Annotated in this window: 15 protein-coding genes; 10 read left to right on the forward strand and 5 right to left on the reverse strand. The window is 57.9% G+C overall.

Translation table 11 applies throughout. The annotated features are described in order from the left end of the window. A complete protein-coding gene (locus ACSQ8V_RS30015) occupies positions 1–1,644 on the reverse strand; it encodes an acyl-CoA synthetase (RefSeq protein ID WP_436208199.1) in 1,644 nt (547 codons plus the stop codon). A 191-nt stretch (positions 1,645–1,835) separates the two neighbouring features. Continuing rightward, positions 1,836–2,972, reverse strand: a complete 1,137-nt coding sequence (locus tag ACSQ8V_RS30020) for a flavin-containing monooxygenase (protein WP_436208200.1) — start codon at positions 2,970–2,972, stop codon at positions 1,836–1,838. Between the two features lie 571 nt (positions 2,973–3,543). Here ACSQ8V_RS30020 and ACSQ8V_RS30025 point away from each other — a divergent pair. Continuing rightward, positions 3,544–4,758 (forward strand): O-antigen ligase family protein, encoded by a 1,215-nt coding sequence (locus tag ACSQ8V_RS30025; RefSeq protein WP_436208201.1) that lies wholly within the window; start codon positions 3,544–3,546, stop codon positions 4,756–4,758. A gap of 43 nt (positions 4,759–4,801) precedes the next feature. Here ACSQ8V_RS30025 and ACSQ8V_RS30030 read toward each other — a convergent pair whose 3' ends face one another. Beyond that, a complete protein-coding gene (locus ACSQ8V_RS30030; RefSeq protein ID WP_436208202.1) occupies positions 4,802–5,698 on the reverse strand; it encodes a LysR family transcriptional regulator in 897 nt (298 codons plus the stop codon). A gap of 90 nt (positions 5,699–5,788) precedes the next feature. Here ACSQ8V_RS30030 and ACSQ8V_RS30035 point away from each other — a divergent pair, with 90 nt between their 5' ends. The 6 genes from ACSQ8V_RS30035 to ACSQ8V_RS30060 all read left to right on the forward strand — a co-directional run bounded on the left by ACSQ8V_RS30035 (position 5,789) and on the right by ACSQ8V_RS30060 (position 13,401). Continuing rightward, the gene (locus ACSQ8V_RS30035) at positions 5,789–6,748 is read left to right on the forward strand and encodes an SDR family oxidoreductase (RefSeq protein WP_436208203.1); all 960 of its coding nucleotides are present in this window, start codon (positions 5,789–5,791) and stop codon (positions 6,746–6,748) included. A gap of 1,588 nt (positions 6,749–8,336) precedes the next feature. Next, complete coding sequence (locus tag ACSQ8V_RS30040) at positions 8,337–10,703, forward strand: ATP-binding protein (protein ID WP_436208204.1); 2,367 nt, start codon at positions 8,337–8,339, stop codon at positions 10,701–10,703. Positions 10,704–10,758: 55 nt separating this feature from the next. Then, on the forward strand, positions 10,759–11,481 hold the full coding sequence (locus ACSQ8V_RS30045; protein WP_436208205.1) for a methyl-accepting chemotaxis protein: 723 nt from the start codon (positions 10,759–10,761) through the stop codon (positions 11,479–11,481). A gap of 8 nt (positions 11,482–11,489) precedes the next feature. Next, positions 11,490–12,029, forward strand: coding sequence for a hypothetical protein (locus ACSQ8V_RS30050; RefSeq protein ID WP_436208206.1), 540 nt, complete (start codon positions 11,490–11,492; stop codon positions 12,027–12,029). 30 nt (positions 12,030–12,059) lie between these two features. Next, on the forward strand, positions 12,060–13,019 hold the full coding sequence (locus ACSQ8V_RS30055) for a chemotaxis protein CheX (RefSeq protein WP_436209215.1): 960 nt from the start codon (positions 12,060–12,062) through the stop codon (positions 13,017–13,019). A 16-nt stretch (positions 13,020–13,035) separates the two neighbouring features. Continuing rightward, the gene (locus tag ACSQ8V_RS30060) at positions 13,036–13,401 is read left to right on the forward strand and encodes a response regulator (RefSeq protein WP_213764860.1); all 366 of its coding nucleotides are present in this window, start codon (positions 13,036–13,038) and stop codon (positions 13,399–13,401) included. A 20-nt stretch (positions 13,402–13,421) separates the two neighbouring features. On the opposite strand, the gene ACSQ8V_RS30065 is transcribed toward ACSQ8V_RS30060, so the two are convergent. After that, entirely contained in the window at positions 13,422–14,075 is a 654-nt protein-coding gene (locus ACSQ8V_RS30065; protein ID WP_213764859.1) for a glutathione S-transferase family protein, read from the reverse strand. 219 nt (positions 14,076–14,294) lie between these two features. Between ACSQ8V_RS30065 and ACSQ8V_RS30070 the strand changes: the two genes are divergently transcribed. Continuing rightward, positions 14,295–15,626 carry a polyhydroxyalkanoate depolymerase gene (locus tag ACSQ8V_RS30070; RefSeq protein ID WP_436208207.1) on the forward strand — a complete coding sequence of 444 codons (1,332 nt, stop codon included), beginning with the start codon at positions 14,295–14,297 and terminating at the stop codon, positions 15,624–15,626. Between the two features lie 34 nt (positions 15,627–15,660). On the opposite strand, the gene ACSQ8V_RS30075 is transcribed toward ACSQ8V_RS30070, so the two are convergent. Then, positions 15,661–16,107: a cupin domain-containing protein gene (locus ACSQ8V_RS30075; protein ID WP_436208208.1), complete on the reverse strand. Its 447-nt coding sequence runs from the start codon at positions 16,105–16,107 to the stop codon at positions 15,661–15,663. Between the two features lie 321 nt (positions 16,108–16,428). On the opposite strand from ACSQ8V_RS30075, the gene ACSQ8V_RS30080 reads away from it, so the two are divergent. Continuing rightward, positions 16,429–16,713: a hypothetical protein gene (locus ACSQ8V_RS30080; RefSeq protein ID WP_213764856.1), complete on the forward strand. Its 285-nt coding sequence runs from the start codon at positions 16,429–16,431 to the stop codon at positions 16,711–16,713. A 174-nt stretch (positions 16,714–16,887) separates the two neighbouring features. After that, positions 16,888–17,733 carry an oxidoreductase gene (locus ACSQ8V_RS30085; RefSeq protein WP_436208209.1) on the forward strand — a complete coding sequence of 282 codons (846 nt, stop codon included), beginning with the start codon at positions 16,888–16,890 and terminating at the stop codon, positions 17,731–17,733. The last annotated feature ends 124 nt before the right edge of the window (positions 17,734–17,857 follow it).

The following is a 17,857-nucleotide window of genomic DNA, read 5'->3' on the forward strand; positions in this document are numbered from 1 at the left end:
TCATACGTCGATTGCCGCGACCGATCCGGCGCGCTTACGCAGCTCGAACTTCTGTATCTTGCCGGTCGATGTCTTCGGCAACTCGCAGAACTCCACCGCGCGCGGCACCTTGAAACTGGCAAGATGGGCCCTGCAATGCGCGACTAATTCGGCGGCGCTTGCCGTTGCGCCCGCCTTTAACTCGACGAAAGCGCAAGGCGTCTCACCCCAACGAAGGTCCGGCTTCGCAACCACGGCGACCGCAAGTACCGCTGGATGGCGATACAGCACATCTTCAATTTCGATGCTTGAAATATTCTCGCCGCCCGAAATGATGATGTCCTTGCTGCGATCCTTGATCCGGACATAGCCGTCCGGATCAGCGACCGCCAGGTCTCCGGTATGAAACCAGCCGCCGCCAAGCGCTTCCTGCGTGGCGGCCGGGTTCTTCAGGTAGCCCTTCATCATGATGTTGCCGCGAAACATGATCTCGCCGATTGTCTCTCCATCCGCCGGCACCTCCTGCATCGTCAGAGGATCGCGTACCGTCACGGCATCCTGCAAGTGATAGCGCACGCCCTGCCGCGCATTCAGGCGCGCGCGTTCACTTATGTCGAGCGTGCTCCATTGAGCTTGCTGCGCACAGACCGTCGCCGGGCCATAAACCTCCGTCAAGCCGTACACATGCGTCAGCTCGAAGCCGAGCCGCTCCATTCCTTCGATCATTGCCGCAGGCGGCGCCGCACCGGCGACCATGGCGTGAACACGGTGCGTTATCCCGGTTTTCATCTCGTCGGGAGCATTGACCAGCAGGTTCTGCACGATCGGCGCGCCGCAATAGTGCGTCACTCGCTCACGGCGAATCAGATCGAAGATCGTTTTCGCATCGACCTTGCGCAAGCATACGTTGACGCCCGCCCGCGCGGCCACGGTCCAGGGAAAGCACCAGCCGTTGCAATGGAACATCGGCAGCGTCCACAGGTACACCGCGTGCTTTGGCATATCCCATTCCAGTATGTTGCTGACCGCGTTGGTGTACGCCCCGCGATGGTGATAGACCACGCCCTTAGGATGTCCTGTTGTCCCCGACGTGTAGTTCAGGCAGATCGCATTCCACTCATCGGATGGAGGCGCCCACTCGAATGCAGGATCGCCGCTTGCCAGCAGCGCTTCATAATCGAGTTCACCGATACGCTCGCCAGGTCCGGCATATTCGGAATCGTCGACATCGATGACGAGAATCGGCCGGTCTGCATTCGCGATCGCCACGCGCATCACGGCAGAGAATTCGCGGTCGACCAGCACCACTTTCGCTTCGCCGTGATTCAACATGAACGCGAGCGTGTTTGCATCAAGTCGGGTGTTGAGCGTATTGAGGACTGCGCCGATCATCGGGACACCGAAATGAGCTTCTATCATTTCGGGAATATTCGGCAGCATCGCGGCGACCGTATCGCCAACGCCGATGCCTCTGGCACTCAGCGCCGAGGCTAGACGCCGCGTGCGCGCATAGGTCTGCGCCCAGTCACGTCGCACCGCACCGTGCGAAATGGCGGGCATGGTTGGATACACCAACGCCGCACGTTCGATGAAGGTCAAAGGTGTCAGCGCCGCGAAGTTGGCAGCGGTCTTGTTCAATCCCTCTTCGTACATGTTATTGATCATCGCATCTCCCTTATCCCGTTCGGCGTTCGGTTTTTCGCAGGACTGTTCGGATGGCGAAGTTCGCCCGCCCCTTGGCACTCGATATTACGCGCGATAGATCGTAGTAGCGGTGATTACGCTTGTGATTGCCGAAACCACCGCATTTCGCGAGACGCGCGAGCTTGCACCCGGAACCTCGAACCCTCGAATCCTCAAGATGCCGGGTGCTGCTCAAGGCGTGTGATTTCGTCTGCAAGCCGTTGCGCCTCAATTCCGATGTCGCGCAACATACCGGTCGGCGAAACGATAAACCCACAGTAATGCAGCCCGGATTTTTCCTCCCCGCCGTTCGGCGGCTGCGGCGGCTCCCCCTCGAGGATATCGCTCTGTGGCCTCAGAAAACCCTCGCCCTGTGGGCGAAATCCCGTCGCGGCAACGATTGCATCAAAGCTCCGCGAACGCCCGTCATCAAATGTCACTTCAGTCTCGCCTATTTCGCGAATGTCTCCGAGTACCTCGATGTGACCCTCGCGGACCAGTTTGATTGTGCCGACGTCGATGAGCGGGATTCGTGTCCTCGCCTTGATTTGCGTAAAGGGACCCATTGGGGGTTTGCGGAAACCCAGCTTTGTGATGTCTCCGATAGTAAGCCGCACGAGTGGTGCGGCCAGCGCGTCAGCGAATCGGGCAGGAAGGCGGTTCAACGCAATAGAGATAGCGAGCACGGGGACACCGAGGACCTCGCGAGGAACAATGTTCACCGGCCCGCGCACCGCCATTGCCACTCGCGCGCCGTGTTCGTGGAGATCGATCGCAATCTCTCCACCACTGTTGCCCAAGCCGACGACCAGAACCCTCTGGCCGCGAAATGACTCGCCGCTGCGGTAGTCGCTGCTGTGCAATATGCGGCCGCCGAAGCGCTCCTGGCCGCGCCATCGTGGCAGGTAGGGAACGGCGTTGTAGCCGGTGGCCACGACCACCTGCCGCGAATGATAGACGCTGGCTGTCGTGGTCACATTCCATCCGGGGTTGTGTGGCCGTACAGTCCTGACTTCCTCGTTGAAGTGCGGTACCAGCTTGAAATGCCGCGCATACAGTTCGAGATACTCAATCACCTGTTCGCGCGACGGATAACGTGGCGTTCCAGCGGGAAACGAAAGATAAGGCAGCGCCGAACGATCCCGGTCCGAGTGAAGGTGCAGCCGGTCGTAGTGACGGCGCCAGCTCGAACCGACCTCGGACGCCCGGTCCACAATGATGCAGGATGCACCCCGCTTCTTCAGGCACGCAGCAACCGCGAGGCCCGCAGGCCCAGCACCTATCACGAGCGTATCTATTTGCTGTTCCATCTGCGCCCCCACGAGGACTGGTTATCGCAACGCGTTGAATTCGACTCACAAAACCAGGCGCATCAGCGAGCAGGCGCTAATGAGCTGCACGAGCCGGGGCACGTTGCTGTCAAGTACCCGCGCATGACCCGCCCTTGCGACGTTGCAGCCGCGCCAAGCGCCAAGGCTAAAGTTAGGGCCAAATCTAAACCCGGAAAAGGAAATCCATTCCGCAATCAGGGTCGGTCTTTACGGCAACATTATTCAATTACACCGCGTCACAATCAGCCCATCAAATAAGCGCTTATCGTACAATTCGCGGCCACCAGATCGTTTATCAAACTCCGGAATCGCAATGATTAACCTGAGATTGCAATCTCGGGCCGGGGAAGCCCTGTCCGTTGTATGCGCGGTGCTGTTATTCGTGGGGATGTTCGACCATCTGACAGCCATTAAATACATTGGGATCGGCGTCCTCATAGCCATTGTCTCGTGGCTCGCCATTAAGTCTTTGCTAACAAATTCCCGCGAGGGAGCATTCCCTGCATCTTCCTTGCTAATAGCGCTTGGCGTCTGGTCGCTTTGGACCTTGATGTCCGCAACATGGTCAGTCGACGCAGGCGCGACCTTGCATGCATGGCTTGACGAAGTGGCTTATCCGCTAGCGGCGTTCTACGCCTTCTGGCTCGTTGGACAATCACCGCTCAAGCAGCAGCGCCGATTACAAAACGTGGCGTGGACCACATGCCTGATCCTGGCAGTGATGAGCGTCGTCTACTTCCACTATCTTGACCCGGGCGCACCCAAGCCGGGGCTGATGCATTTCTACGCGCGGGTCGGGCATTCCAGCACGCTGGCGCTAATGGCCATTCCCCTCTTTGCGACAATGGCCGCCAAGACCGAAACGAAAATACGCGGCCTGACGGGCGTGCTATTTTGCGTGGTGATTGGCGGCGCTACGTTGAACCGCTTCTTCTGGATTGCGCTAGCGGTGGTTGCCGTGGTGTTGTTATGGCCCCGTTCGTCACGCGAGCGTGTACGGGCGTGGACCGCGCTGGGCGCGTTGCTTGTAGTGACGCTGGTAGCTGTAGGGTTCAGCAACAAGCTCCGGCTAATGGGGCCGGCCGTCAGCAGCGTGGCCGCTCCCGCCGTGCACGTGTCCGGCGCAACGCCGGGCATGCTGCGTGTCGTTGCTCGCGCCCCTGATATGCAACTTACGGCTATAGAAAGCGCACCAGAGCTTAGGCCTGCAACGTTGATCGAGCGGCTGCGTGTTGTCAGTGGCATGAACCGGGCAATGAGTTCGGATGCGCGGCCAAGAATCTGGGCGTTCTATGGAAGCCAGGTCGCGAAGCACCCCTGGATAGGCATTGGCTTTGGCAAACCCTTACCCTCGCTGGCTTACGGAAGCCTTATTCCCGACGACCTGTTCAAGCTGGACGGTAATGTGCGCACGCATGCGCACAACCTCTTTCTCAATACGCTGCTTCAGGTCGGGATTGTTGGACTGGTGCTCCAGCTTGCAGCTTTGGGTTGCCTCGCTTATCAGTTTTTCAAGGTACGCCTGATTTATCCTCAGTTGTATCGAGCAGGCATTGCGCTGATTCTAGGTATGCTCGCCAAGAACCTGACCGATGACTTCATGTGGCAATCGACCATGCTGATGTTCTGGTCTTATTGCGGCTGGTTGTTAGGTCAGTCCACCATTCGCTCGAATACGCTGGGCGTGCCAGCGAGTGGATATCGCGCGGCGCCGCATCCTGTCGACGCCAAGCCAGCAGAGCGTGAGTTGGAAACTATCGGCTGACGGTTTTAGGGAACGTTCGCGGCTTAGGGAGTGTGACGTTCTCCTATGCCCCCTGAACGTATCGATCCAGTCCTTCAGCCAGGGCTGCAAACGCGACCTTACAACTAGGGTTGTCGCGTAGGTCTTCATGCATGGCAAGCCAGGTATCCAGTCGAAGCGATATCTTCTCGGGGAAAAGACGAATCAGATCGGGGTCGCGGCGAGCAAGCCCCACCTGACACATTCCAATACCAAAACCCGCCCGCAACATCGCAAGTGAAGCCAGGTCACTGTCAGTGCGTAACGCCATCAGCTCCCGGCGTAATTCGGGTAACTGGGTCTTCATGCTACGAATAAAGGCGGTTTCCTTGTCGAAGCCTATGAGCGCATGGTTAGCCAGTTCGTCGATATTCGCCGGCTTGCCGCGTCGTTCCAGGTAACGCTTGTGCGCATGAAGGCCAAGCTCGACATTTCCTATCCGGCGCGCAATCAACACGCCCTGGCTTGGCCTCTGCATCCGCACGGCTATGTCCGCTTCGCGCTGCAACAGGTCTTCCATCCGGTTGGACGGCATCAGTTCGATGACCAGTTCAGGGTAAGCGGCGTGCAGCGCAGTGATGATAGGCGGCAGCACCTCCACGCTAATGACGTCGCTTGCAGTAATACGGAGGGTGCCGCGCACCCCCATGCCCTGACTCGACGCAGCCCGCAACAGCGCCGCACTATTCGATTCCAGCGCTTCGGCAAACGGCTTCAGTGCCAGCGCTTCCTGCGTAGGGCTAAGACCCTGTTGCGTACGGATAAATAGCGCATAACCCATGGCCAGTTCGAGTGCATCCACATGGCGCCCTACCGTAGGCTGCGTCAGTCCTAGCGCACGCGCCGCCCCCGAGAGCGAACCCTCGCGCAACACGCCAAGGAAAGTCCGGTAGAGGTCCCAGCCAGGTTCAGTGTCAGTCATACAAAAATGTATATCAGCTCTATTGGTATCGATAATTTCATTTAACCGCCGCCTGCGCAAGAATAATCACCATTACTTCAGGAGGCAAAGATGACTGACACTCGTACGGCATTGGTTCTGGGGGCTACCGGCAGCATCGGTGGTGAAGTAGCGCGGCAACTCGCGGCGCGTGGCTGGAAGGTGCGCGCGTTGCATCGCAACCCCGCTTCGCTGACCGATCGCGACGATCGATTCGAATGGATCAAGGGAGACGCAATGAATCGTCAGGACGTTGTCAAAGCCGCGGACGGCGTTCAGCTTATTCTTCACGCGGTCAATCCACCGGGATATCGCAACTGGGCGCGGCTGGTGCTGCCCATGATCGACAACACCATTGCCGCGGCGCGCGCCTCGGGCGCAAGGATCGTGTTGCCCGGCACGGTTTATAACTACGGCCCGAACGCATTCCCCGTTTTACACGAATCGTCGTCTCAAGAACCGCTCACGCATAAGGGTGCGATCCGCGTCGAGTTGGAGCGTCGCCTGCAAGCGGCAAGCTCGGAGGGTGTACGCAGCCTTATCGTCCGGGCAGGCGATTTTTTTGGTCCCGGCAGTAATGGTAATAGCTGGTTTTCAGGCGGCCTCGTCAAACCGGGAAAACCCGTTCGCGCCATGTTTTATCCGGGCAAGGCCGGTATCGGACATCAGTGGGCTTATGTACCCGACGTCGCGCAAACCATGGTGCGACTGATCGAGCAGGAACGCCAGCTATCCGCCTTCGCGACGTTTCACATGCGGGGCCACTGGGACGCCGACGGCACGCAAATGACCGGTGCAATCAAACGCTCGGTCGACCAGCCCAGCATCAAGGTACGTGCGTTCCCCTGGTGGGTGCTTCCACTCATGTCGCCCTTCTCCGAGCTATTCCGTGAGATGCGGGAGATGCGCTATTTGTGGAAGGAACCCATCCGCATGGAGAATGCCTCGCTGCTGGCTACGCTGGGTGAGGAACCGCACACGCCGTGGGACGAAGCAGTCAAGACTACGCTGACTTCGCTGCGTTGCGTCTAAGCGTCATGTTGTCCGCACGGCATGTGGAGCGTGCGGCGTATCTTCCGGCCAGGCAATCGCGTTGAAAGAATTCAGGTCACGTTGCTTGGCGTCAACGCTTCGGCTGTATGAATCGTTTAACTGCAATCGCTGCCTGGACGTGGCGCTTGTTAGCCGGTGAAAATCTTGCCGTAAGACTCGTCACAAAACCCGCAAGACAATAAGGAGCAGGATCGTGCGTATAGGCGGTCCGCGGGTTTGGTTTGTGGCGGCGTTTATCGGCGCGGGGCCTTTATTCGGCGGTATTGCTCGGTTCTTAGTGGACGGGGGCGGGAGGTTTTTTGGTTGGCGGGGGCTATGCTGGGGTGTTTGGTTCAGGGTTAGTGGTTGGGGTGGTCGGTTCTTGGGTTAGTGGTCGGGGTCTATGCCGGGTTGGTGCTTTCAGGGTTAGTGGTCTGCCTAAGTCGGATTTTCTCTTTATCACTGTTAGCCACTGTGCGTGGCGGCACGTCATTTCTTTGTCCAAAGCGACAAAGAAACGAAGCAAAGAAAACGCTTTTAAAACCCGCTACCCTAAGTGTCCACAGCGTGCAGTTTCTATTCATAGGTGCCCCAAAAGCACGGTGCTCGCCAGAGCGGAGGATGTTTGAACCCCTCCTTCTCGCGAATCCTGACACGAACACGCTTCGCCACCAGTGCTCTCGGGCAAGCACTATTGTCAAGGAATCCGTACGGTATCACGCGTTCCGGCAGTTGCGGTCTTCGCGTGTTAGCTACGTGGTCTGACGGTTATGTCCATAGGTCACGGCCTCGCGCGTATTTACTGCTTCACTTCTTGGTGGGTTGACCGCGTAGTCCGCACAGTTATTTCGTGGGTACGGCCTTACGCATCTTCGCGACCTCGTTTCCAGCAGGGTTGGCGACATGGTCGAGGCGCGTACACATTGAAGGGAGGTCGTCCGCGGATAGCGCGGGGTGCCCCTTGGGCAGGTTCAATCACTGGTGGCGAAGCGTGTGGGTATCCGTGTTCGGAGAAGGAGGGGTTCACACATCCTCCGCTCTGGCGAGCACCGTGCTTTTGGGGCACCCATGAATGAAAACTGCACGCTGTGGACACTTAGGGTAGCGTGGTTTAAAAGCGTTTTCTTTGCTTCGTTTCTTTGTCGCTTTGGACAAAGAAATGACGTGCCGCCACGCACAGTGGCTAACAGTGATAAAGAGAAAATCCAACTCTCGCAGACCACTAACACTGAAAGCACCACCCCGGCATTGACCCCGACCGCTAACCCAGAACCAAACACCCCAGCATAGCCCCCGCCAACCATAAAACCACCCGCCCCGTCCACCGGCGCGAGCGAACAATTAACGGCAATATTTAAGAAAACTTTAGGGCTATTTTCGTATTAATTATATTGCTCAAAGAAGAATAACCCACCTCCCAATCCCAGCAAGGCCCACCCATACGTACCACGTTATTTCTCTTCACCGGTCACGTATTAGTAACATTAAATCAACACTATTCGAGTCTCTTAAAGAATCGCCAATTTCGCAACACCGACCTGTTCTTAGTCAGGGCTCGATACACCAGTTTAGCCCGGGGAGTTCTCAAATGACTATCCGTCATCGCATCACGTTATTGGTCATCCTGATGTTCGTCGCTTTATCGGCGATAGGCGGTTACGCCGTCTACCAGACGCGGCGCAGCGCATCGGAGGTCAGGCAAGTCACGGAAGGCGTGGTGCCCAGCGCGCTGGCTTCCGCCGACCTGGTTTCCCAGGTCAAGGACGTGCAACTCGCCACCATGACCCTCGTGTATTCGCCCGACGGTAACGTGCTCGCCCAAGCGCAAGACGCACTGAAAGCGAAGAAGGCCTCCCTGCAGCAAGCACTCGCCTTCCAGGCACGCAATGCACACAGCCACGCGCAAGTCGGGCTGGTAAGCCAAGCCAACGACAGCCTCGAGAACTATTTCTCGGCCATCACCGACACCGCAAAGATGAAAGCCGCAGGCAAGAACGAACTCGCGCAAGCGTATTTGTTCGCTAACGTGGCCCAGTATCGTGACGAACTTGAAGGGATTGTCGAGACGCTTCGTATAGAGAAGAACCGCGAGAAGGACGAGGCAATCACAGCGCTGAACCACACGCTCGCAACAACCACGACCGCCATCGCCATTGTCACAGGTATTGCTATCGTGCTCCTGAGCCTGATCGGTTCCCTGCTCTACCGCCAGATCACGCGACCGCTAAGCCGCATGCAGGCGATGATGAGCGAGATTGCTTCCAGCCAGGACTTCACGCGCCGCGTGCCGGTGGGACGGATGGACGAGATCGGCCACTCTATCGTCGCGTTCAACGGGATGATCGAGAAGATCCAGGAAAACTCGGCCTTGCTCAAACAAAAGACCGCGGACATCCAGGCCATGCTGCAAAACATGCAGCAAGGCATCCTGACGGTCGTATCGGGTGCCGTTGTCCATGCCGAATACTCGGCGCATCTTGAAGCGATCTTCGAGACCCGCGACATTGCCGGCCGCAGTCTCATGGACCTGGTGTTCTCCAATACCGATCTTGGCGCCGACGCGTTCTCGCAAGTGGACGCGGCCAGCCACGCATGCCTGGGCGAAGACAGCATCAACTTCGAATTCAATCAGCACCTGCTGGTCCGCGAAACCGCGAAGCGCATGCCCGATGGTCGCGTAAAAATACTCGACTTGAGCTGGTCCGCCATCACCGACGAAACCGATACCATCGTTCGCCTCATGCTCTGCGTGCGCGATGTTACCGAGCTACGCGCACTCGCTGCCGAAACCAGCGAGCAAAAACGCAGGCTGGAAATGATCGGTGAAATCCTCGCGATCAACCAGGAAAAGTTCCACCACTTCATCGAGAGTTCAACCCGCTTTATCAGCGAGAACGAACGGATCATTCGCGAGCATCGCCAAGCGAACGGTGCGGCCATTGCCGAGCTGTTCCGCAACATGCACACGATCAAGGGCAACGCGCGCACCTACAGCCTCCAGTACCTGACCGACATCGTTCACGAGACCGAGCAAAGCTACGACGACCTGCGCAAGCCCGACCCGCAACGGACCTGGGATCAGGAAGGCCTGGTACAGGAACTCGCTCGCGTGCGTGAAGTGGTCGAGAGCTACGCCGAGATCAACGAGGTCAGCCTGGGACGCAAGGGACCGGGCCAAGGCGGGAACGCGGAACGGTACCTGACGATCGATATCGAGCATATCCAGGAAAGCCTGCGTCAACTGGAAGCCATGAACGTAGGGAACCCCGGCGACCTGATCGAGATGCGCGACGCGGTGCATCAGACCTTGCGCCTGCTCGGGACCGAAAGCATCGGCCAGGCCCTCTCCGGCGTGCTCGACTCGCTCCCCTCGCTCGCAAGGGAACTCGGCAAGGACGCGCCTCTAGTACGCATTAGTGACAACAACACCCGCCTGCGCAGTCACGCCAGCGGTGCGTTGAAAAACGTGTTCATGCACCTGCTGCGAAATTCGATGGACCACGGCATCGAGACACCCGAGGTGCGTACGGCCCAAGGAAAGACGTCGGGCGGCACCATTGATATCAACGTGGCCCTCGAAGAAGATGCGGTTCGCATTACGCTGAAAGACGACGGCCGCGGCCTCGCTTTAGGGCGGATTCGCAATATTGCAGTTGAGCGGGGTTGGATCGGCACGGACGAAAAGACCAGTGACGAGGAGATCGCCGATCTCATCTTCCGCCCGGGCTTCTCGACTGCAGAGCAGGTCACGGACGTGTCGGGCCGTGGCGTGGGCATGGACGCCGTGAGCGACTTCCTCAAGCGTGAGAACGGCAGCATCAGACTGCGTTTTACCGATGATCGTCAAGGTGCGGAATTCCGGCAGTTCGAAACGGTTGTTTGTTTGCCGGAAGACGTCGCCGTGGAAAGTACCGGTGCACGGCCGCAACGCGAGGCCGACGAAGTTTCAGCCTAGTACTCACCAAGAACATAAGCAGCACCGCATTGATTGAAACCCGGAAGGATTGATTGTGATTGAACAGTATCTGTTGGCAGCATTGGCAGCGGCCGTGGCGACGGCCATGCTGACCCTGCTTTTACACAAGTTGCATAGCGCACAAGCGTTGGCCCGGCTTCAATCGGAAACGAACAACCGCATCAAAACACTGATGCAAACCAACGCAGAGCAAAGCGCCCTGATCGATCAGGGGCAGCAAAAGATCGAGCAACTGGAATCTTCCATCGCTCAATTGCACGATGACCTTGCCAGGCAGTTGAAGCTTGCCGGCGAGGATCGCGCGGCACTGGCAGCGGCGGTTGAAGACAAAGAGAATTTACTCGATCAGGCCAGACGGATTGCCGGCGAAGCATCGCGGCTCAAGAGCCTCGCGGCAACGTTCGAACGGTGGCACGAGCAGATGATCTCGCTGATGACGCAGAACCAGGACATGCACGCGAAGAATCACGAGCTGTCGTCCATCGTCAAGCATGTAGTCATCGTCTCGCTGAACGCGTCCATAGAGGCCGCGCGTGCAGGAAACGCCGGCCGCGGATTTGCGGTGGTCGCGGGAGAAGTGCGGGCACTCGCGGCACGCTCGGAAGAACTCTCGCGGAGCTACCGGGACAGTCTGCATCGCAATGACCTGACCACAACCGCCACGTTCCAGGACATCCAGGCGGGCGGGAAGATGATCACTGCATCGCTTAGCAGCGTTGAGGTGCTTGCCGATCAATTTCAAGCAAGGCTCCACTAGGCGTCGAAATGATCAGTAACAATGCACAAGCCAGTATTGAAGGCATCCTGCTTAAAGCCGTGCGCTCGAGACTGCCGCAACAGCCGGACGATGCGTGCGAGATCGTCCCGCTGGCCCAAGCCTATGACCGCGCGCGCTCCGAAGCTAACGTGATCATCCTGACCATCTCCTCCATTCTGTTCCGGCTTCTGCTGGTTTTTCATTTCGATGACGACGCCAACACGCGCGACTACTTCGCAAAGGAAACCGGAGACGTTTCACTTGAGGACATGCTTCTTGAAATCTGCAATCTTTGCTGCGGCGCCGTGAATCAGGACCTGCTCCCGTATTTCCAGGATCTTGGTATGTCGACACCGTATGTGCTTAGCGCCCGCTGCCTGCCCTACCTTGAAGGCTTGAGGCCGGACTATCTCTCGTCATACGCGATCACGATCAATGGTTCAGTCAAACTGGCCGCAACGGTCTGCGTGTGCGCCCATGCGCCCATCGACTTCGTGGCCGACATGACTGCCGTTGAAGAAACCAGCGGCGAGCTCGAGTTGTTCTAATTTGGCGTTAATACCATGATGACAAGCGATATGAACGAGAACAAGCCGGTCAGTAAAGTGCTGGTCCTCGATGACTCCCCTGCGCATGCCAATGCGATCAAGCGCTTCTGCGACGAACACAATCTGGTCGGCCTGAAGGTCCGCAAGAATCGCTTGCTGTCCGTACTGCGATCAAACATAGACCTGGGCGCCATCCTCTTTTCCGAAAGCTACGGCGGCTCCCTGGAAGAGAGCACCGAGATCGCAATCAAGATCAACACCGTGCGTCCCGAACTGCCGATCATCATCCGCCGCGACTCGAACCCCACGTTCGACGGTCTGCCGGACGGCCTGCGCCGGGTCTTGTGCGCCGCCTACCTGGCCGAAGACATGGCGCCGTTGCGCAAGGTCATCGACGAATATATCTTCAGCCTGGATTATCCGAACGCGTTGGTACGCGGCATATTGGAGATCACGGAGTCGATACTGAGCAGCCTGTTCAAGAACGTCAGCATTACCTGGGACACGCCCTGCATCGTGCGGGACCGTATTATCTTCGGCGAAGTATTCAGCCTGATTCCGCTCGAGAGCACCTGGTGCCGCGGTTACATGATGATGCAGGCCGAAGAGCAACCCATTCTCGAGCTGATCGACCGGCACGGGATGTGTGACGGTCCCGCTGACTTCCGCGACCTCAACAGCCTGCTGGGCGAGATCACCAACCTGATCTGGGGTTCATTCAAAAACCGCTACATGGGCGACGCCGACGCGCTCGCACGCAGTCAGGTGCAAGTACCGCTGCTGGTCAATCACAAGCAAAAGTACATCTCGTTCGGCACCGCGAACCCTCAGTTGTGTTTCATGTATCACCTGACCGACGAACTGTCGGGCCACACGGTAAGACTTCATCAACGCTTCATCTTCAACCTGAGCTGGTCGCCCGAGGACTTCAGTGAAGTCACGAAAGACATCGGCGCGGTGGTTGAAGCAGGCGAACTGGATCTGTTCTGATTTCTTAGGGAAAATCATGTCGAAAATTCTTGTTGTCGATGACTCCAGCACGGTGCGCGACGAGGTCGCCGGTTTCTTGCGAAAGAACGGGCTGGACGTGGAGACTGCTATCGATGGAAAAGATGGCCTCTCCAAAATGAAGTCGAATCCCGGGATCAAGCTGGTGATCAGTGACGTCAACATGCCCAACATGGACGGCCTGACCATGGTCGAAAAAATCCGGGGCGAGCTCGTGAACACCACGGTCAATATCATCATGCTGACGACGGAAAGCAGCCCGGCCATGAAAGAGCGCGGCAAGGCCGCCGGCGTCAAGGGCTGGATCGTCAAGCCGTTCAAAGGCGACGCCGTGCTGGAAACCTTCAGGAAGCTGGCAAGCTAAGCGAGTGTCAATACTCGACCTTAAAACTCGGCATCGAGTTCGTCGATCTCCTCGACCTCCTGCTGTGCATCCGCTATCCACTGCTGCATCTCGGGCAGTGCGAGAATACGCTGTGCATACGCGACAATTTCCGGTTCGAGCTTGACGTCGTAAGTCACAAAGCGGGTGACGACCGGGGCGAACATTGCATCGGCAGCGCTAAGCGTCCCGAACAGATAAGGGCCGTCGTATTGCTTGAGACAGTCGAGCCAGATTGCCGTAATTCGCTCGATATCCGTCTGCGCGCGTGCCCAGATCGTGAAGTTCGGGAAGTGCGCTTTTATGTTCATCGGCAATGCCGAGCGCAAGGAAGCGAAGCCCGAATGCATTTCACCGCAAATTGAACGGCAGTGCGCGCGCAAGCGCCGGTCAGCAGGCAACAGCCCTGCTTTCGGCCGCACTTCGTTCAAATACTCCGCAATTGCAAGCGTGTCCCAGACCTTGGTGCCGTCGTGAACCAGGCAGGGAACGAGAATGGACGGCGACAGCAGCAGCAGTTCGGCGCGCGCGCCGGGGTCGTCCATGGGCATCACGAACTCGTCGAACGGCAGCCCGCTGAACTTGGTGAGCAACCAGCCTCGTAACGACCACGACGAATAGTTCTTGCTGCTGATCGTAAGCGTAGCATTCGTCATTTGAAGCTCCTCGGCGGTTCAAACGAAACACGCACGGCAGATGCGCGGCGCAGTGCACACACGCACCAAAAGACAGCATATTCAGTGCGTGTTCAGGAATACTGCAAGGGATGTGCCACTTTCAACCGCCCTCATGTTGACGCTTCAGGTTGGCATTCGGTTGGCATATGTATTGCGTGCTTTTTCACGACTCGACAATACGCGCTCAAGCGAAAGGCGATGAACCCATTCGCATACTCCGGCTATCAGGCCATGGCAGATCTCACGCTGCCGGTACGCCACGGCGCAGCACTGATGAATCACGCGCTCGACGCGTGGCCGTTTCTCGCCGAGACGCCTCAAGGCCGGTCAATGCGAGCCACATGCGAACTGCTGGCGCTATCAGCACTTACGCATAGCCGGCGTCCATTCGCTATCGACTCAGTGCAGATGGACGGCAAAAGCTTGCCCGTGGTCGAGGAGATTATGCTCACCACGCCGTTCTGTTCGTTGCTGCATTTTGCGAAGGAAGGCGGACCTAAACAGCCGCGCGTCCTGGTGATCGCGCCCATGTCCGGCCACTTCGCCACGCTCCTGCGGGGCACGGTACGCACCCTGCTGCCCGACCACGACGTCTACATCACCGACTGGATCAACCCTCGCGACGTCTCGCTGGCGCAGGGCCGCTTCGGCTTTGATGAATACGTCCAGCATGTGATCGACTTTATCGTCGCGCTGGGACCCAACACCCACTTGCTGGCTGTCTGCCAGCCGACCGTTGCCGCCCTCGCTGCAGTGTCCCTGATGGCCGCAGACGATCATCCTCTGCAACCCGCCAGCATGACGCTGATGGCCGGTCCTATCGACACGCGTATCAATCCGACTTCGGTGAACGTGCTGGCCAAGAGCAAGCCGATCGAATGGTTCGAACGGAACCTGATCAGTGCCGTGCCGTGGGGTTTCGCGGGCGCAGGCCGGCGTGTTTATCCGGGCCAAACACAACTGATGGCGTTCATGTCGATGAATCCGGCGCGTCATTTCGATGCGTTCGAAGACATGGTGTATCAGCGCGCCAAGGGCGACCCTGCGAAGGCCGAGGCCATCCGCGTATTCTATGAAGAATACTTCGCGACCATGGATTTGACGGCCGAGTTTTATCTCGAGACCGTCGACACCATCTTTCAACGGCACGCATTGCCGCTCCAGGAACTCGAAGTACGCGGACGCAAGGTCGATCCGTCATTGATCCGGCGAACCGCGCTGCTCACCGTTGAAGGCGAGCGCGACGATATCTGCGCGGTCGGCCAAACACTTGCCGCGCAGGAACTATGCAGCAAATTGCGCCCGTACATGAAGACCCACCACGTGCAAACGGGTGTCGGCCACTATGGCGTGTTCAACGGCAAGCGGTGGGAACGCCATATCTATCCGCGCGTGCGCGCAATGATCCACGACAACGAGCCAAACCCGGTTGTCATCAATGCGCGCGCCCAGCCGTTGCAATCATTGGCGCCGCTAGCACGCCCCGTCGCACCGCGCATGGATGTGAATGTGCAGTCCGAAGGGCCTTGATAAGGTTTGTTGAGGGCGCCACCTCAGCCGCGTTTCATGCGGGTTGCTGGCTCGTCCATGGCGTGAAAGCGGGAACGTCACATGGACCCTTTGCGTCGATGGTGGTGAAGTTGGCAGGGCCAACTATCTCCAGATACTCCATGTCCTCGGAGTAATCGAAGAGGTAATGCACGATTCCCGGCGCCTGATGAACGCAGTCGCCGATTGCAACGAGCGTCTCCTTGTCGCCGTACATGAAGCGCGCCCAGCCCTTGAGCATGATCACAATGTGGAATTCAGCCTCATGACGGTGCCAACCTGTGCCTTGCTCTGGTGCATTGTTAGCTTTCACGAGCTGCGCAATCACCTTGCCGCCGGTCGCGTCTGCGATCCCTAAATCACGATAAAGAAAAAAATCGCGCAACCCTTGATCCTCATAAGGGGTGTCTTGTGGCCGGATATGCGAAAAGCGAGTGGCAAGTTCGAACGTTTCAGATGACATGGGCACGCTCCGGTTAGGCAGCAAAACTGTCGAATGAAAAGGGCTGGCTACTTTGCTATGCATCAAGCGTTCCAACTTGAAGGGCCTCAAGGAAACTGCAATCAAGCGACTTCTTGCGGTCTTCCCTGGACAAAAGCCAAAGCGTGCGCTCGATTAAAAGTGGCATTTAAAAAGCACATTCACTCGCGAGCAATTCGCGCTCAAACTCCGTTAAAGACATTGCACATAAACAGGTGTGTGTTGCTAAACTTGGTTCCGTCGCGTTTCGTGGCGGTTGCAGCGCGAGCCATCCTGGGTACGTTTACTGGAGAGATCGACACCATGTCCTACATCAGCGTCGAGATCAGAGCCTACGATGAAGCGCGAAAAATAGTCACCGTCGCGTTCAGTGAAAAATGGCCCGTCAAACTCTCCTCTGCCGTCATAGCGGAGTTGACCCTCGAAGACTGCGACACCATCGGGCGCGACGGGGAATTGATCGAAGCAGGGCTGACCGATGACGAAGCATGCGTTCTCAAGATGCTGTTCGAGGACGAGGGCACCATTGAAGACTTCCTCGCTAATCCTTCCAGGCTAATTGGTTGCACAAGCGAGCTCGACGAATAAGCCAGTAACGCTTGCGAAGAGCAAGCGCTTGTAGTGCTCAACTATCTCTTCCGCAAAAGACCTGACAAACCTTCGCCTCATGTTTTGCACGTTCAGGCAAGAACGCGCGAGGATCGGTCTATCGTGCGGGCATCGCATCATGGTTCCATGAAGGCTCAATCAGCAAAGGAGCCGATGATGCAGAAAACATGGTTTATCACGGGCGCAAGCCGCGGCCTTGGCGCGCTTATCGCCAAGGCCGCGATCCAGGCAGGCGATCAGGTCGTCGCCACGGGACGCAAGCGCGAAGATATCGCCAAGAGCCTGGGGCCGGACAACGACCAGTTGCTTAGTGTCGCGCTGGACGTCACCGACGCAGCCCAGGCGCACGCCGCCATCAAGGACGCTGTGTCGCGATTCGGCGGGATAGACGTTCTGGTGAACAACGCGGGATACGGCCACCTGGGATTCTTCGAAGAGAACACGATCGAGGACGCGCAGGCTCAGTTCGCCACTAACCTGTTCGGTGTTTTCAACGTGACGTGGGCCGCGCTGCCTGTCATGCGCTCCGCTCGCCACGGACACATCTTCAACATTTCATCGCTTGCCGGCATCCTTGGTGCGGAACTGGGCTCGCTTTACTGCGCCAGCAAGTTTGCGCTCGAAGGTTTCTCCGAGTCGTTGGCGAAGGAAATTGCACCGTTCGGTCTCTTCGTGACAATTGTGGAACCCGGTCCTTTCCGTACCGACTTCCTCACCAGCGAATCGCTTCGCTTCGGGGAAACCGTGGTGGCCGACTACGATGACCGGCGCGATCGACTGCGCTCGTCCTTCGAACAACGCAACGGCCATCAACCGGGCGATCCTGTGAAGCTCGCACAAGCACTGATCGAGCTGGCAAACGAGGCCGAACCGCCGATGCGTTTTATCGCCGGCTCGATTGCGGTGAACGCCGCGGATGCGAAACTCGCTGGCATGCAAGCCGAACTCAACCGCTGGCGCCCGCTCTCCGTCGGCACTGACGGCGACTACGCCGCCTAGCGCGTTCATCTGCATGGATCGCGTCAGCGCCGCATCGGGCGGGCGCTGAGCGGCCGGTGCCGGCCTCGTTTCCATTGGCCCCGGCACGGCGATTCATCTCGCCTGCCACCGTCCACATCGCCCT

Origin of the sequence: Caballeronia sp. LjRoot31 (assembly GCF_964253885.1) — a bacterium.
GTDB lineage: Bacteria > Pseudomonadota > Gammaproteobacteria > Burkholderiales > Burkholderiaceae > Caballeronia.

What these genes read in the sequence shown, in the direction of transcription:
- ACSQ8V_RS30015 (WP_436208199.1), bottom strand. Translation starts at nt 1,644, where the DNA reads ATGATCAATAACATGTACGAAGAGGGATTGAACAAGACCGCTGCCAAC.
- ACSQ8V_RS30020 (WP_436208200.1), bottom strand. Translation starts at nt 2,972, where the DNA reads ATGGAACAGCAAATAGATACGCTCGTGATAGGTGCTGGGCCTGCGGGC.
- ACSQ8V_RS30025 (WP_436208201.1), top strand. Translation starts at nt 3,544, where the DNA reads ATGTCCGCAACATGGTCAGTCGACGCAGGCGCGACCTTGCATGCATGG.
- ACSQ8V_RS30030 (WP_436208202.1), bottom strand. Translation starts at nt 5,698, where the DNA reads ATGACTGACACTGAACCTGGCTGGGACCTCTACCGGACTTTCCTTGGC.
- ACSQ8V_RS30035 (WP_436208203.1), top strand. Translation starts at nt 5,789, where the DNA reads ATGACTGACACTCGTACGGCATTGGTTCTGGGGGCTACCGGCAGCATC.
- ACSQ8V_RS30040 (WP_436208204.1), top strand. Translation starts at nt 8,337, where the DNA reads ATGACTATCCGTCATCGCATCACGTTATTGGTCATCCTGATGTTCGTC.
- ACSQ8V_RS30050 (WP_436208206.1), top strand. Translation starts at nt 11,490, where the DNA reads ATGATCAGTAACAATGCACAAGCCAGTATTGAAGGCATCCTGCTTAAA.
- ACSQ8V_RS30055 (WP_436209215.1), top strand. Translation starts at nt 12,060, where the DNA reads ATGAACGAGAACAAGCCGGTCAGTAAAGTGCTGGTCCTCGATGACTCC.
- ACSQ8V_RS30060 (WP_213764860.1), top strand. Translation starts at nt 13,036, where the DNA reads ATGTCGAAAATTCTTGTTGTCGATGACTCCAGCACGGTGCGCGACGAG.
- ACSQ8V_RS30065 (WP_213764859.1), bottom strand. Translation starts at nt 14,075, where the DNA reads ATGACGAATGCTACGCTTACGATCAGCAGCAAGAACTATTCGTCGTGG.
- ACSQ8V_RS30070 (WP_436208207.1), top strand. Translation starts at nt 14,295, where the DNA reads ATGAACCCATTCGCATACTCCGGCTATCAGGCCATGGCAGATCTCACG.
- ACSQ8V_RS30075 (WP_436208208.1), bottom strand. Translation starts at nt 16,107, where the DNA reads ATGTCATCTGAAACGTTCGAACTTGCCACTCGCTTTTCGCATATCCGG.
- ACSQ8V_RS30080 (WP_213764856.1), top strand. Translation starts at nt 16,429, where the DNA reads ATGTCCTACATCAGCGTCGAGATCAGAGCCTACGATGAAGCGCGAAAA.
- ACSQ8V_RS30085 (WP_436208209.1), top strand. Translation starts at nt 16,888, where the DNA reads ATGATGCAGAAAACATGGTTTATCACGGGCGCAAGCCGCGGCCTTGGC.